This is a genomic window from Rhodococcus sp. KRD162 (genome assembly GCF_017168335.1).
In the GTDB taxonomy this organism is placed as follows: Bacteria; Actinomycetota; Actinomycetes; order Mycobacteriales; family Mycobacteriaceae; genus Rhodococcoides.
The window spans coordinates 533270-548087 of sequence record NZ_JABFAU010000005.1 but is presented as its reverse complement, the minus strand read 5'-3'; the positions used below and the strand labels follow the sequence as shown (position 1 = coordinate 548087).

The window sequence follows — 14818 nt, the reverse complement described above, 5'->3', positions numbered from 1 at the left end:
GACTATTGGATAAATCCTTCGACGAGAGACCGTGCATAAGTCGGCTCGACCGACCAGCAGGTGGCGATCTCCCAGGCCAGCGCCGCCCGCTTCTGCCTATCGGATTCGGGTAAGTCGAACAGCGGGTCGTCGACTCGGGCTTCGTCCCAGTCGATCAGCACGCAGCGGCCCCGTGTATCGATGAGTGCGTTTCTCGAACCGAAATCTCCATGGACCACCGATGTGGACTCCCTCAGATGTAGCACCGACGTCCATGCCCCACGTACTGCATCGACGAGCACATCTGGCATACCGTCCAGGTTCACCTCACCGCCCGCCGAATCGACGAGCAAGTCCCGCGCGCTCGCAGAGCCCGGGCGTTGCGGCCAGCCGGAAGTGGCCCTGTGGACTCGACCGATCGAGCGCACGAGCCGAGGGTCCTCCGCCGACGGCTCGCGCCCGTCGATGTAGTGATAGACGTGCCAACCGTCGACGTCGACATCGCCACCAGCCGATGGAATCAGGTCCGGTACCTCGATGCCCATATCTCTCAGATGTCGAAGCAGTGCCCACTCCCACGCGCGCGATGGCTGAGATCTGCGTGAGCGTCGTGCGATGACCTTCCCGACATCCTCGAGGTGCCCCGTCCATACCTCGGTCCGCGCACCGTTGGTCTCACGTCCACCGATACTGATTCCAGGCCAGTGCATATGGAGCTCGCCGACGTCCACCCCACACCTCCGATTCGACGGTCGAGAAGTTTTCCAACTCGACCATCGCACGTGCGACGACCCCGAAGAACCGATCCGAATCTACGCTGATCCTGCGGGCCACCCGTTCTGCATCTTCGTGGGGGCGTGAACGCGCCACATCCACGCCCCTCGTCGCAATCCGCACCGACCGACCGGGGCGTGAAATCCCGACTCACCTGCGCATCGGCCGAGGAGTTGAACTCAGGCCAATTGAACTGTGGCCGTTGCGCGGTGACCGAAGATTCGCTTGCCCTCGAACGTTGCGCCGATCGAGACCACGGCCGTACGGGACTCCTCGTCCTTCGACTTGATCTTGCCGCTGAAGACGATCTCGGCGGGCTTGTGAGTGCCGACCGGAATGGGGGTGGTGAAGCGAACCGTGTAGTCCTTCACTGCACCTGGGTCGCCGAGCCACTCGCTGATGAAGCCGCCGCCTACGCCCATCGTGAGCATGCCGTGGGCCAGCACATCCTCGAGGTCGATCAGCTTGGCGAAACCTTCGTTCCAGTGAATCGGGTTCGCGTCACCGGCGACGCCCGCGTAGTTGACGAGATCGCCACGGGTCAGACGTACCGTACGGGTGGGTAGTTCGTCCCCGACATTCACCTCGTCGAACTTGGGCGTCGGCTGACCACGGTATTCCTCCACGATCAACGGCTCGTGTTCCTGCGGAGTGGAGAGTGTGTCGTGCTCGCTGGCATTGGCGACAGCGGCGTCCATCGACGCACCGAACATCACCAGGTTGCGTGCTGCATCGGCGATGGCCGGATCGACTTCACCGGATCGCCCGACGAGCAGGGTGGTGTAGGTGGTCTGCACCAGTTCGTTCTTCTGATTCGACACGACGTTCTTGGTCACCATCATGTCGCGACCCATGACGGTCTTGAACGAATCGAGCGAGACGTCACACGTGAGCTGGTCGCCGGCCAGGATCGGCTTCTGAAACACCAGCACCTGATCGGTCTGCAGAATCTGGCTGAGGTCGTAACCTTCGGCAATGGACTCGAGCAGCTTCTTCTGCGCGAGGGTGCCGACCAGAGACATGAACGTCAGAGGTGCGACGAGAGCGCTGTGCCCCAGCGCAGCCGCAGCGTCGCCGTCCCAATGGGCGGGGTGGAAGTCCTGGACGGCACGGGCGTACTCGCGAATTTTCTCGCGTCCCACCTCGTAGTAGTCCTCGGTGCGGTAGTGATAACCGACCATGCTCCGCGCGTGCTCTGCCGGGTCGAATGCTTCTTCGTCTGCTGCTGCCGCGCCGGACTCCGTTACCTGCTCTGCCACTGTCGTCCCACCATCTCGTCCCCTGATGTTGATCATTACCCGAGCAACCTACCCAACAACGGCGCTGGTTGGGTAGGTTGGGTGTCAGGCTGAACGGTGTCGCGGGGCGTCACGATAGCCCACCATGCCCACCATCGCGCCGTGCTGTGACGGGCCACCGGCCCGACTCATTGCGCCCCGCGGGTGATGTTGTCGCGCAGCGACCGCATCGACGGCCATCAGGGCAGCACCGTGCGCAGTGAGCGACTCCGGGTTGGCAGGTGCAAAGACCGGCAACAGCAGATCGCGACGAAAGAACCGACGAAGCGACGGGAGATTGGCACAGCCACCGACCATCACCAACGCGTTCACAGCGCAGGGCGCGTCGACTATGACGCTGGCTACCCAATCCTCCAACGAGCGGATGCTGCGCTCGAGAATATCGTCGAATGTATTGCGCCACAACCGGACCGGTCCGCCGACGAAGGGCCCTGCCACCTCGGTCACCCGCAGCCTGGACAGCTGCTCACGCGCCGTCCGAATGGCGACCATCAGGTCGGCTCTGGCACGCTCGGATTCCAACTCGTCCGCTCCGTACGTCGAGAGCAGGTAGCGCGAGATCTGCTCATCGCACCCGATGCCTCCGAACAATGTGGTGCGCACCGAGCTGAATACTCTGCCGTTGGCCGGATCTGCGATGGACATCGTCGTGCCGGACGCACCGATGTCACAGATGGCGACGGTACGAGCACCCTCCAGCTGGCCCGAGCCTCGGAGATACCGCAGCTGGGCACCGAGTTCCGACGCGACCAGCAGACGATCGGCCTCGTACATGGAGAATGCGGACGTTCGGCCGCGGGCACCAGGATCGTCGGGTACAGCCAACACGATGTCGGCTCGCTCGACCGACTGATCGCGTGACATCGAGTCCACCAGATCGAGGGCCACCTGGAGGTGATCCCCCGGATCGAACGAATGGACGATGTGGGCAGACCGCACGGATTCGTCGATCGCATCGACCGCGACACCTCGAGCAGTGGCAGAACCCACCGAGACACCAAGGACTGTTTTCATGATTCCTCGACTCGATTGGCTACTCCGACCAGCCGATAGTAACCTTCTAACCACCCACAAGACAGCAATATGTCGATTATTATGAACTAACGGTTTGTTTTATGAGATCCCACAAGCGGTAGACCGAAATTCGGTCGAAGTCACGCGACGTGATCGAAGGGATCACGGCGGACGGCCAGTAACGATCCCCAATCCTGCTGGGCCGATGTCATGGCCGCACCTGCCACGCCACTGGCCGAGTCCAGACCGCGAGCGGCAGCGACGATGGAACGGGCCGACTGCACCAGCGAAACATCGAAACGGAAGCTGTGCGCCGCCAACTCGGCGAACGCATCCTCGGGGCTACAGCCACGCAGCGCGATGAGGACACCCACCGCCCTGTCGATGGTCGTGCGGGTCGCCAATTCTGCTGCGGGATTGTCGGTCATCGAATACTCACCGTCTACTGGTCGATGCCTCGATGGTAGCGACGCTCGAGCAGAAGTTCAGATGCCGGAGCTGAATTCACACACCTGTCATATGGCCGACTTGTCCGAGTATCAAAATCGCTTGCTCGCAATGAAATAGACGAATCCGAGTCACTCGACCGGGTCCTCCGACGGTTCCGAGACCGTAGAGGTGGCCTCGGTGGTGGCCGGAACATCGGTGGTCGTCGACGGTGGATCGGTGGTCGGCTCCTCGGTCTCGGGTTCCGGATCGACCGTCGGCGTTTCGGTCTCCTCCGAACCACCACCCGAATCGCCACCGCCCGCATCACCACCGCCCGCATCACCACCGCCTGCATCGCCACCCACCGAACCGCCACTGTCCTCACCGGAGTTGCCGTTGTTCGAGTTGCCGCCGCCGACACCACCACCGGGTTTCCGACCACCACCGGACTGACCACCGTCCGATCCACCGCCACCGGCCGAAACCTCCTCGGCCGGCGTCGGGACCGGAGCCGCCGGTGGGGCCTCGCTCCACGAGGCCACCGGAACCGGCCCGAACACAGGTGACTCGAACAGCTCCGTCTCGACAGGCGGGACAGTCGACGGGTCTCCAGGCGAATGCATAACACCTGCTACCGCCTGCGTCGACGACGGCGTTATCGCAGTGCTACCGCTCCGCGGAATCGCGCCAACATCGGTGGTGTCCGCGGTGCCGACCACAGAGTTCTCCGCCGGACCGATCGACGTCAGCGCCCAGACCGTCGCACCGCTGAGCGCAGCGAGAACCGCGACGCCCAATCCGATCACCGCCAGCCGCGCTCCGCGTGCAGGTTCAGCCGGAACGGAATCGGTCGAGTCCCCGTCGTCGGTCCACTCGGACGGCGCTACCGCGATACCGATCAGAGCCGCGGCGGTTCCCAGCGGAAGCTCGCCGTCCAGCCGCGGATCTCCGGCATCCACCACGAGCACGTCGCTGATCTGATGGGCCGTCAATGCAGCGCGCACGATGCCGCACACCAGCAGGCTGTCGCAGACGATCGCCGAGCGAGCGATGAGTAGGTCCTGCTGCGCGGCCTGCACGCGCATGATGCCGAGCATCGTGGTCGCGGCGTCACCGACACCGCCGGGCACCGACGCAACAGCCGCGGTGCGGGCTGCGACCGGTCCGAGTTCGGGGAGGTCGGCCTCGATGAGAACAGCCGAAATCTCGTCGACACCCACGTGTACGCCGAGTGCAATGGACATATGCGTCGACTCCCCCGAATCCGATTCGGACCGAGAGTACACTTCGAGCGCCGAATCGGGCGATCGAACTGTTTTCGGCGTCAGAACTCGAGGTTGCCGGCCTGCTCTCGGGCAGACTCGGCGGCGCGGCGCTCGCGCTCGAAGAGCAGACCGAAGGTGAATCCGTTCTCACCAGCCGTCGAACCGGCCCGCGCGCCGAGCCTGCGCACGATGTCCGCTGCGATCACCGCATCCTGATGCTCGCCGAGAACTTCCTGAATTGTTCTGTAACGCTTGATGTTCGCCTTCGAGACCTTCTTGTCCACGGCCGGGGCGACCAATTCGGCGGCATATCTGGCCCGCTTGGATGCCTTCCTGGCACTATGCAACGCCTCGTCGTCGGTGCCGCGCACCGCGCGTCGAGTGCGATCGATCGCCTTCTTGCCTGCCTTCCGCGCGAGGTTGACCAACACCTTCTCACTGACCTCACCGTCGATCGGTAGCCCACGCGACCATGCCGACAACATCGTCAGCAACGCGAGATAGCGGTCTCCGTCGAGTTCGGCCATCGCCGATTCGCGATAGCGAATCTGTTCGGCCAACAGATCGTTCTCGATACGTGCAGCCACCGGCCCCAGCACCCATTCGGGTGGAAGTTCGCGCAGCGCGGCCGCGAACCGAGCGCGCTGCACCTGGCGGTCTCGAACCTCACCGAGAAGATTTGCGTACCAAGATAGTTCGCTCTCCAGATGAGCCGCCGCCTCGTCCTCGAACAGGCTTCCGAAGACCCGAAGAGTGCTGCGGTACCGCCGGATGGCCACCCTGGTCGAATGGATCGGATCCAACCCTCGGCGCAGATACACATCGCCCGCGACGATCGCCTGCACCTGCTCGTCGAGATAATCCGTCAGCAACCGAACACCGGCATCGGCCGAAATCTCACGCACCACCGAGAGCGCGCGGTGCAATTTCGAAGGATGCGCCGATGGGCGAGCACCGGCGGCACGCAATACTTTGCCCGCCTTCTTCAGAAACGACTCCGAGCCGGCCAGGCCGAGTTCGACTTCGACCTCCCTCCACCGCGGCCCCGTCGCACCACCGATCAGCACCACCGACACCTCGTCATCGGCGATCTCCGCGACCACGCCGCCGTCCGCGTCCGACACGGTATGCACCATGCGACGCGTCGTCAGGGTCGCGACTGCGGACAACGCACCGCCGATCACCGCGCCGCGAAGCACCTCGATCAGCTCGTCCGGCACTGCAGTGTGCACACCACCGCCGAGAGGAAGTCGAATCTCCGTTCGCGCCTTGTCAGCCGGAACCTTTGCGTGCCAGCCGTTGTCGGCATCCCCGGTGCGTCGTCGCACGGTGATTCCTCGGCGCAACAGATCCTGCCCGGTCGTATCGAAGTACTCGCTGACGAGGTGGGTTTCGCTCGTCACCACTGCGCCGTCGGCGGGCACCAGCGACGTGAGCGCGGGCAACTGGAAATCTTCGTCGACGTCGAATTTGTCTTCGCGCTCGGTCTGAATCGACTCCATACCGACTATCCTGCCTCGAGCACCGGTGCCGATGGTGTCGGAAACCCGCAGACCGCTCAGCCCCCAGGCAGACCCAGTTTCGGGAGCGGGAAGTCGAACGTCCGAGTGGGTCGTGTGGTGGTCGTCGATCGTGTCGTCGTTGTCGTTGTCGGCTCGGGCGTGGTGGACGGAGCCGTCGTGGTCTGGACCGAGGTCGTGGTGGACGGAGCGCGCGTGGTGGTCCGCGGCGCCTCCGTCGTCGGCACTGTCGTGGCCGGCCCTGGGGCGGGCCTCTCGCGAACCGTCGAATCGTCTCTCCCCGAGGGTGAGCCGGACGGCGTGAGAGGCAGCGGCGAGGTAGTGGTGGCCACGTCGGTCACCGTGGTGGCCGCCGGAGAGGGCGCAGGGCGACCGTCCGACGTGGGGGCAGCCGTCACGGTCGGGGCCGGCAACGAGGACTCCTCTGGACCGGCTGGCGAACCGTCCGCAGCAGGCACCACCGACTGGGAGCGAGTGGCCTGTGTGGACGGGGTCGGGCTACTCACCACGGGTGACGCGTCCTCGCCGGTGCTCCGCGCCGCGGCAGCAGCGACAGTTCCGGCTGCGCAGAGAACAACCAATGCGGCCAGAGCACGACCGAGATGCCGCGACTTGTGTGCCCGTGCCATGCGCGTGGCCGAGGTTCCGCTGTGCCGCGGGCGCTTGGAGGCCACCGCACTCGCGGTGACAACCGCGGACACATCGGCATCATGCCCGACGGCCGCGATCTGCTCGGTGCGCGCGTCGTCGGTCGACGGCGCAGGCCGGACGCCCAGCATCCGAGCGATCCCAGCGGCACCACGCGCCGCCAACAATTCCGGCTGTTCGGGCACGTAGACCGGTATCGAGACCGCGTCGAACAGTACTTTCCGGACGATCTGCATGTTGGCACCACCACCCACGGCAACGATGGCGTCGACATGTGCGCCGCGTGCTCGGACCTCGTCGAGCACATCGACGGCCATCGAGACGGCCCGGTGTACGGCGTCGCCGATGAGCTCGTCGAGATTGCCACGCCACAAAGAGGCGCGTCCGCCGACGAACGGCCCCCGCACAGAGACACTGCGGAGCAGAGAAAGTTCGTGTTTGCCGACTCGAACGTCCGACACGAGCCGACGGCGCGCGTCCACCGTCAGCGCCTCGGCCGCACCGAACATGCCGATCAGGTGATCTCGCAGTAGCCGATCGCATTCGTCACCGCTGAGTTCACCGGTGCGTCGCGAGGCGAGAACCCGACCGCTGCCCACCTCCACCACGGATACGGAGGTACCGGACGCGCCCACGTCGAACAGTGCCACGCAGAACTCACCGGCCAGCACGCCCGTCTGCTGGAGCGCGACCAATTGGGCACCGAGCTCCGAAACGAGCACGACGCCGTCCGAAAAATCCTGGTCGTATGCCGTCCTCGGCTCGCTTTCGCGCAGCGCGAGTACCGGATAGAAGTGTGCAGAGGCATACTCGTTCGCCAGGTTGTGCACCGAGGTGATGACGGAGTCCCAGGGATCGGGCGCAAGACCGTTGGGTGCAGGCTGCAACGACACTGGTTCGTGCACTTCCAGGACCGCGCCGGAGTGAGCGTCGTCGCTGATCACGCTACGAACACCGCTCGATCCCAACGACGCACCGAGTACGGATGCACCGGTAACCGCGGACATGAGAAATCCTCGCTCTGGTCGACCCCAACCCACGCTGGACGTCCCAGAGTACCGCTACAACCGTCTACAGATCATGTTTTCTCGACAAAAACAAACCATGAGACCAGTTAGTCGACGCTGGACCGTATGAAGTTCAGGTATGCCTTCGACGGCGTCGGGCCGCGCTGCCCCTGATACTTCGAGCCGACGGCGGAGCTGCCGTAGGGATTCTCGGCTGGTGACGAGAGCCGGAACAGACACAGTTGGCCGATCTTCATTCCCGGCCACAGCGTGATCGGGAGATTGGCGACGTTGGACAACTCCAGTGTGATGTGGCCACTGAATCCGGGATCGATGAAGCCCGCCGTCGAGTGAGTGAGCAAGCCCAGCCGTCCGAGCGAACTCTTTCCTTCCAGTCGACCGGCCAGGTAATCCGGCAATGTCGTCAACTCCAGCGTGGAGCCGAGCACGAACTCACCCGGGTGCAGAACGAACGGCTCACCGGCCGCGGGCTCGACCAACGACGTCAACTCGTCCTGCTGCAACGCCGGATCGATGTGCGTGTATCGAGTGTTGTTGAACACACGGAAGAGCTTGTCGAGCCGCACATCGACACTCGACGGCTGAACCATCGACGGGTCGAAAGGTTCGATCGCCAGGTTGCCCTGGTTCACTTCGGCACGGATATCACGGTCGGAGAGCAGCACCACTGCAGGCTACTGGTCCGCCACCGCCTTCCGCGACACACCCGAGTCCCGGAGTCGAGGGAGCGCCCGACAAAAGAAAAGCCGGACAATCGAGCGGTACCACCTTTCACATTCGGGCAACTCCTAAAAGGAAGAGTGAAATGAGAATTCCGTTCGACGTTCCGTCGTACCTGGATCATCGATCCCAATGCCGCATTGTTGCGACCACACCAGAAAAAAATCCGGTGTTGTGGGAACAATTTCTCGACGGCGCGCAAGAAAGTTATACGCGACACGGTGTCACCGCGGCACTGGAAATGTCAGCAATCCGGGACGGAAACACCACCCGGCTGTTCTTCGCGGCACTCGATCGCTCCGGGACGATACTCGGCGGAGTGCGCGTGCAGGGCCCGTATGCCTCAGTCGATCAGGCACACGCGCTCGTCGAATTCGACGAACATCCCCACGGTCGACGCCACGTCCACGCCATGCTCGACGAGCGCATCGACCACGGAGTCGTCGAACTCAAATCGGCGTGGGTCGCTCCCAACGCACCCCGCGGCCGCGCGATCACAGCGATGATCGCCGAATCTCCCGCATACAGCACGGCCCTGCTCGGCGCACGGTATGCATTGGCCACGGCGGCCTCCCACGTTCGTGCTGCCTGGCTGGAAACCGGCGCAGTCATTGCCACACAGATCGAACCGATCCCCTACCCCGACGAGCGGTACCGAACAGAGGTGTTCTGGTGGGACAGGAAAACTCTCGCCTTCGAGGCCGAACTCGCCACCTGGCGTCGGATGCGGCGCAACACCGCCTCGCTGCTCGCCCACCATCGATCGGCAATCGTGCTCCCGCAAGCGGTGGCCTCGTGAGCGAGAAAACCACGATCGATCACCAGTGGCAGCCTGTGATCTTCGACGAGACGGACACCACACAGCGATGCGCACTCGAGGAACTCAGGCGCGACACGAGCCTGACATTCCTCGACGAGCGTGAGACTCAAAGAAATGGTTTGCGGGATCTCCTGCCCAGCCCAGAGCAGAGCCTGCTCGACGAAACAGACCGTTGGATCTATTTTCCCTGGCGAAAAACCGTCGTCGCCGTACTCGGGCCTCGCTCGTTCAGACACCTGAGACTCGACAGAAACAGAAACAAGATAACGCTGGACGAACAGAATGATTTGGGAGATCTCACGATAGGAATCATCGGCCTGAGCGTCGGGCATGCCATTGCCCACACGTTGGCACTCGAAGGAATCTGCGGGACGCTCCGACTGGCAGATTTCGACGAGATAGAACTGTCCAACCTCAATAGAATTCCGGCCTCGATCCTCGATCTCGGCGTCAACAAAGCGATCGTCGCCGCCAGACGCATTGCCGAAATCGATCCCTATCTACGGGTGGAGGTCGTCGAGGAAGGGCTCACCGAGAACACCGTCGCCGAATTCTTCGACGGCCTCGACCTGCTGGTGGAGGAGTGCGACTCACTCGACGTCAAGGTCCTTGCCCGCGAAGAAGCCAGGTCGCGTCGAATCCCGGTGCTGATGGAGACCTCCGACCGCGGGCTACTGGACGTCGAACGCTTCGACCTCGAGCCCGACCGACCGGTGTTCCACGGCGTACTCGGAGAGATCGACTTCTCGAGCCTGCGCGGACTCGGCACACGCGAGAAGATCCCGATCGTGCTCGACCAGCTCGACGCCGCACTGCTCTCGGCCCGCATGGCCGCCTCGATGGTGGAGGTGGGCGAGACGATCGAAACGTGGCCCCAGCTCGGCGGCGACGTTCAACTCGGTGGTGCCACCATCGCTGCTGCCGTTCGACGCCTCGGCACGGGAGCGCACCTGCCGTCCGGGCGGATTCGCATCGATCTCGACACCCACCTCGATGCGCTCGCGACGCCTGCACCGACACGGCGGACGGAACCGGCTCCGCCCGAGCCCTCGGCCGCTGTTCGGCCGAGCTTCGTCGATCCCGACGCACTCGTTCTCCACGCCGCCCAGCGCGCGCCGTCCGGCGGGAACAGTCAACCGTGGACGATCGAGATCGTTGGACGCACCGTCAGGATCGGCGTCGACACATCCCGCACCTCGACGCTCGACATCGCCTACCGAGGTAGTTACGTCGCGGTGGGCGCTGCAGCCTTCAATGCGCGGGTGGCAGCGACCGCTCAGGGCAGATGCGACAGCGCCGAGATCACCGAGCGCGGAGTCGACATCTCGCTGGGTGACGGGCAACCAGGCCCGATCACCGACCGAGGTCTGCTCGACGGCGTCCTCGGCCGCTGCACCAACCGGGAACTGGGCACCGGCGAGCCCCTCGGTACAGACGTCGTCGCCGACCTCGTCGCTGCGGCTGCGGCCGAAGGCGGGCGGCTGGTGTTGCTGAGCGCGCGCGAGGCCGTGGCAGAGGCGGCCGAGATCCTCGGCGAGGCCGACCGCATCCGGTATCTCACCCCGCAACTGCACCGGGAAATGTTCTCCGAGTTGCGCTGGCCAGGAGACCGGGATCCCGATCAGGGGATCGAGGTGTCCAGCTTGGGGATCGACGACGCGGATCTGTCCAAGCTCGAGATCGTCAAACGGCCGGAGGTCATGGCACTGGTCGATGCATGGAACGTCGGTGCGGCATTGGGCAGCGACATGCGTGATCGGGTGCTGTCGAGTTCGGCACTGGCCGTGGTCGTCGTTCCCGGATCGACTGCAGAACATTACATTCGGGGCGGATATGCAACGGAGAACGTATGGGTAACTGCACATTTGCACGGTGTGGCCGTGCAGCCGGTTTCGCCCGCGTTCATCTACGCCCGCACTCCTGAGGAACACCGACAACTGTCCGTTCATCACGCAGAAACGTTGCAGCAGTTGACATCGAGGTTTCGTACGCTCTTCGACCTGAGCGAATCGGAATCGGTCGCGCTGGTGTTGCGGCTCAGTTGCGCCCCGAAAACCGGGATATACAGTCGCAGACTGCCTGTTTCGGCACCCGGATCGGGGTAGAGTCCGGCAAAGACCAGGGGGAACAGTCCTGCCTTGTGTCTGCGAAGAGGCGGGAGTGAGGCACTGCAGAACACACGGACGCTCGAGGTCCTCGTCACCGGCGTCGCAACCGATCTCATGGGAGTCGATGCGGCGACGGTGCGCGAGGCCTACGAATCCGTGCTGCGTCAACTCGTCGACCACCTCGGCATCGACTTCAGCTTCCTCCGACACAACGACTTCGAAGCCAGGGCCACTCTGCTGACCGCAGAATGGCCACCTCGATTGAGCGTGCCGGATCCGGACCCGTTGGCCGTGGTCAAGTTCGAAGACGCCGACTCGGTGTTCAAACTGGCCGAAACACTGACCGAACCGGCAGTGTTTCGGCCGAACCCGGAACAGGAAGGTTACCGCCTTCGCGTCGAGCAGGGCTCGGGACTGTCCGCGACGTCGATGTCGGTGGTGCCGCTGCTGCACTCGGGCCGAACCACCGGAATCCTGGGTTTGATCAAAGTGGGCGACCGAAGCTGGTCCGAGGAAGAACTCAACGCCCTCAAAGCAATTGCGGCGCTGCTCTCACAGTTGCAGTCACGGGTGATCGCCGAGGAACAACTGCGGTTCGCTGCCCTGCACGACGATTTGACCCAGCTACCGAACCGCACTGCCCTCACCCAACACATCCACAACCGACTCGACGTGTCCATGCCCGGCCCTGTCGCCGTGATGCATATCGACCTCGACCGCCTCAAAGCCCTCAACGACTTTCTCGGACACGCTGCCGGGGACCGTTTCCTGAAGACCATCGCCGATCGGTTACGGACCTTCGTCGGCACTACGGCAGGCATCGTCGCCCGACTGAGCGGCGACGAATTCGTCGTCGTACTCGCCGGGCCGTGCTCGGCCCGCGTCGCGACACACCACGCCGAAGTGATCGCCGACGCCATCACCGCCCCCGTCACCCTCGGAGTAGAACGGATCAGCCGCAGCGCAAGCATCGGCCTCGCCTTCGGCGAACCTGGCAGACACACTGCGGAATTGCTTCTGCGGCAGGCCGATCAAGCGGCATTGGTGGCCAAGCGCGCAGGTGGCCACGATATCGCCCTGTTCACCGACGAGATGCACGCCGATTCCAGACTTCGCAACGACGTCGAAATCCACCTACGCGACGCCATCGCAGGCGACTCGCTGACGCTGTACTTCCAGCCCGAGGTGGACCTCGTCTCCGGACGTGTCACCGCGGTCGAAGCGCTGGTTCGGTGGCAGCACCCCACCCGCGGCCTCCTACCCCCGTCCGCATTCATCCCGGTGGCCGAGGAGACGAACCTCGCAGGCGAGCTCGGCCGCTGGGTCCTCGACCGCGCCTGCCGCACGCTCGCCGACTGGCAACGAGAAATACCCGAACTCGACATCTCGATGCGCGTCAACATCTCGCCCGTGCAACTGGTGACCAACGGCTTCGTCGCCACCGTCGCTCGAGCACTGACAGAGTTCTCGATAACCGGTCGACGACTGTGCCTGGAGATCACCGAAGTAGCAGTGGTGCAAGATCTTTCGCGAACCAGGGTGACGCTTCGCGAACTTCGCGAACTCGGCGTGCAAGTAGCCATCGACGACTTCGGCACCGGATACAGCTCACTGTCGCATCTGAAAGAACTACCCGTCGACGCACTCAAGATCGACCGCGCCTTCGTCGCCGAACTCGGCAACGGAGCCACCGGCGACCTCGCCATCGTCCAGTCCATCATCGGCCTCGCCGACGCCTTCGGACTGAACATCATCGCCGAAGGCGTCGAAACTCAGAGCGCCAGACAGACCCTCATCGAACTGGGCTGTACCCGCGCACAGGGATTCCTGTTCTCCAAACCAGTATCAACCGACGCCGCCCTGGCGATACTGCACGGCGTGCGCATCGACATCTGAGCGCCCTGCTAATCTGAACACCGCTTCACACGCCGGTGTAGTTCATTGGTAGAACGCGACCTTCCCAAGGTTGAGAGGCGGGTTCGATTCCCGTCACCGGCTCCACCGCCCGCCCACGCGGGTCGCCCCTCCTGACATCCCCTACCGGCATCCTTCTGCCGGCACCCCTCTGCGGCGCCGCCGCGTCCGCCACGCCCGGATCACGAACACCCTGCCGTCACTGTGGTCACTCCTGAAACAAACCGACCACCGACGAATTTCGGTCGATACCCTTGCTACCGACCAGTAGTGCAGACAAATTCATTCATTGTATTCGCAAGAATTCCTGCATTTGAGAAGAAACTTCTGTCGCCTTCTTTGTCGTGCTACAAAACATTTGTCGACATTTGTTCACACGACATATGACCTGACAGGAACCCCCTCATGCGATCTTTGATGACAATTATTGCGGTCACCCTGACAACGATGGCCGTTGCCGTTTCGTCAGCCACCGCAGCGCCCGCACTCGCAGCACCCCCGAGAACCCAAGCCGGGACACTCCTGTGGGAAGACCAGTTCAACGGCTACGGAGGCCCAGACCCCTCGAAGTGGGGGTTCCAGACCGGACGTTGGGGCGCGAGTTCTGGTGAGCAGCAGTACTATACAAATTCTTGGAACAATGCCAATCAGTTCAACGGAACTCTGAACATCACCGCACGCCGAGAAACTCCACCGGATCGCAAAAGGGCACCGTACAACTTCACCAGCGCCCGCGTGGTCAGCATGGGCAAGCAGTCGGTGAGCCCACCCGTTCGCATCGAGGCCTCGATCAAAATGCCGAGCGCCCAGGGCCTGTTACCCGCATTCTGGACCCTCGGCCTGCAGCCCGGCGGCGAATATTCGTGGCCGAGCCAAGGCGAGATCGATGCAGTCGAAATTCCGGGCACGAACGGTCCGTCATTCAATTTGCACGGTCCGTCGAAATGGAATCCGAATCAAGATGTCAAGACCGGCGGTGGAATGGGCCCGGTCGGCAATGGGTTCCACACCTACCGAATCGACTGGTTGCCCACGAGCATCACCTGGTTCGTCGACGGAATTGCGCGTTACTCCCTGACTCAGGCGCAGTACGAGGCAAAAGGCGGGAATTGGAAGGCATTCTCGGGCGCCTGGCCGCATTACATCCTGCTCAATGTCGCCGTAGGCAACAACTGGGTCGGCAAGACCCTGAACAGCACGCCGTATCCACAGACGATGAGTGTCGACTGGTTGCGTGTGAGCCGGCTCTGACCTGCACGTCGGCCAGTACACATGCCGAGGGGCTCAGCCGCGCCGGCTGA

12 protein-coding genes and 1 tRNA gene are annotated in these 14818 nt (G+C 63.4%); 5 read left to right on the top strand and 8 right to left on the bottom strand.

Annotated elements, in window-relative coordinates; all coding sequences use genetic code 11:
• Nucleotides 1-2: 2 nt before the first annotated feature.
• The 8 genes from J1M87_RS10985 to dcd all read right to left on the bottom strand — a co-directional run bounded on the left by J1M87_RS10985 (nucleotide 3) and on the right by dcd (nucleotide 8620).
• Nucleotides 3-710: a phosphotransferase enzyme family protein gene (locus J1M87_RS10985; protein WP_206489555.1), complete on the bottom strand. Its 708-nt coding sequence runs from the start codon at nucleotides 708-710 to the stop codon at nucleotides 3-5.
• 222 nt (nucleotides 711-932) lie between these two features.
• A complete protein-coding gene (locus J1M87_RS10980) occupies nucleotides 933-2048 on the bottom strand; it encodes a fused (3R)-hydroxyacyl-ACP dehydratase subunits HadA/HadB (protein WP_206489554.1) in 1116 nt (371 codons plus the stop codon).
• Nucleotides 2049-2096: 48 nt separating this feature from the next.
• Nucleotides 2097-3065, bottom strand: a complete 969-nt coding sequence (locus J1M87_RS10975) for an Hsp70 family protein (RefSeq protein WP_241256644.1) — start codon at nucleotides 3063-3065, stop codon at nucleotides 2097-2099.
• A gap of 140 nt (nucleotides 3066-3205) precedes the next feature.
• Nucleotides 3206-3493, bottom strand: coding sequence for an ANTAR domain-containing protein (locus J1M87_RS10970; RefSeq protein WP_206489553.1), 288 nt, complete (start codon nucleotides 3491-3493; stop codon nucleotides 3206-3208).
• Between the two features lie 150 nt (nucleotides 3494-3643).
• Entirely contained in the window at nucleotides 3644-4738 is a 1095-nt protein-coding gene (locus J1M87_RS10965) for a hypothetical protein (protein WP_206489552.1), read from the bottom strand.
• A gap of 80 nt (nucleotides 4739-4818) precedes the next feature.
• Nucleotides 4819-6261: a CYTH and CHAD domain-containing protein gene (locus J1M87_RS10960; RefSeq protein WP_206489551.1), complete on the bottom strand. Its 1443-nt coding sequence runs from the start codon at nucleotides 6259-6261 to the stop codon at nucleotides 4819-4821.
• Nucleotides 6262-6317: 56 nt separating this feature from the next.
• Nucleotides 6318-7934, bottom strand: coding sequence for an Hsp70 family protein (locus J1M87_RS10955; RefSeq protein ID WP_206489550.1), 1617 nt, complete (start codon nucleotides 7932-7934; stop codon nucleotides 6318-6320).
• Between the two features lie 107 nt (nucleotides 7935-8041).
• On the bottom strand, nucleotides 8042-8620 hold the full coding sequence (gene dcd / locus J1M87_RS10950; protein ID WP_206489549.1) for a dCTP deaminase: 579 nt from the start codon (nucleotides 8618-8620) through the stop codon (nucleotides 8042-8044).
• A gap of 140 nt (nucleotides 8621-8760) precedes the next feature.
• Between dcd and J1M87_RS28580 the strand changes: the two genes are divergently transcribed.
• The 5 genes from J1M87_RS28580 to J1M87_RS10930 all read left to right on the top strand — a co-directional run bounded on the left by J1M87_RS28580 (nucleotide 8761) and on the right by J1M87_RS10930 (nucleotide 14768).
• Nucleotides 8761-9474 (top strand): hypothetical protein, encoded by a 714-nt coding sequence (locus J1M87_RS28580; protein WP_241256643.1) that lies wholly within the window; start codon nucleotides 8761-8763, stop codon nucleotides 9472-9474.
• Nucleotides 9471-11600, top strand: coding sequence for an Rv1355c family protein (locus J1M87_RS10945; protein ID WP_307830777.1), 2130 nt, complete (start codon nucleotides 9471-9473; stop codon nucleotides 11598-11600). The genes J1M87_RS28580 and J1M87_RS10945 overlap by 4 nt, the downstream gene beginning before the upstream one ends.
• Nucleotides 11601-11717: 117 nt before the next feature.
• A complete protein-coding gene (locus tag J1M87_RS10940) occupies nucleotides 11718-13499 on the top strand; it encodes an EAL domain-containing protein (RefSeq protein ID WP_206489660.1) in 1782 nt (593 codons plus the stop codon).
• Between the two features lie 31 nt (nucleotides 13500-13530).
• A tRNA-Gly gene (locus J1M87_RS10935) sits at nucleotides 13531-13604 on the top strand.
• A 318-nt stretch (nucleotides 13605-13922) separates the two neighbouring features.
• On the top strand, nucleotides 13923-14768 hold the full coding sequence (locus J1M87_RS10930; RefSeq protein WP_241256641.1) for a glycoside hydrolase family 16 protein: 846 nt from the start codon (nucleotides 13923-13925) through the stop codon (nucleotides 14766-14768).
• The last annotated feature ends 50 nt before the right edge of the window (nucleotides 14769-14818 follow it).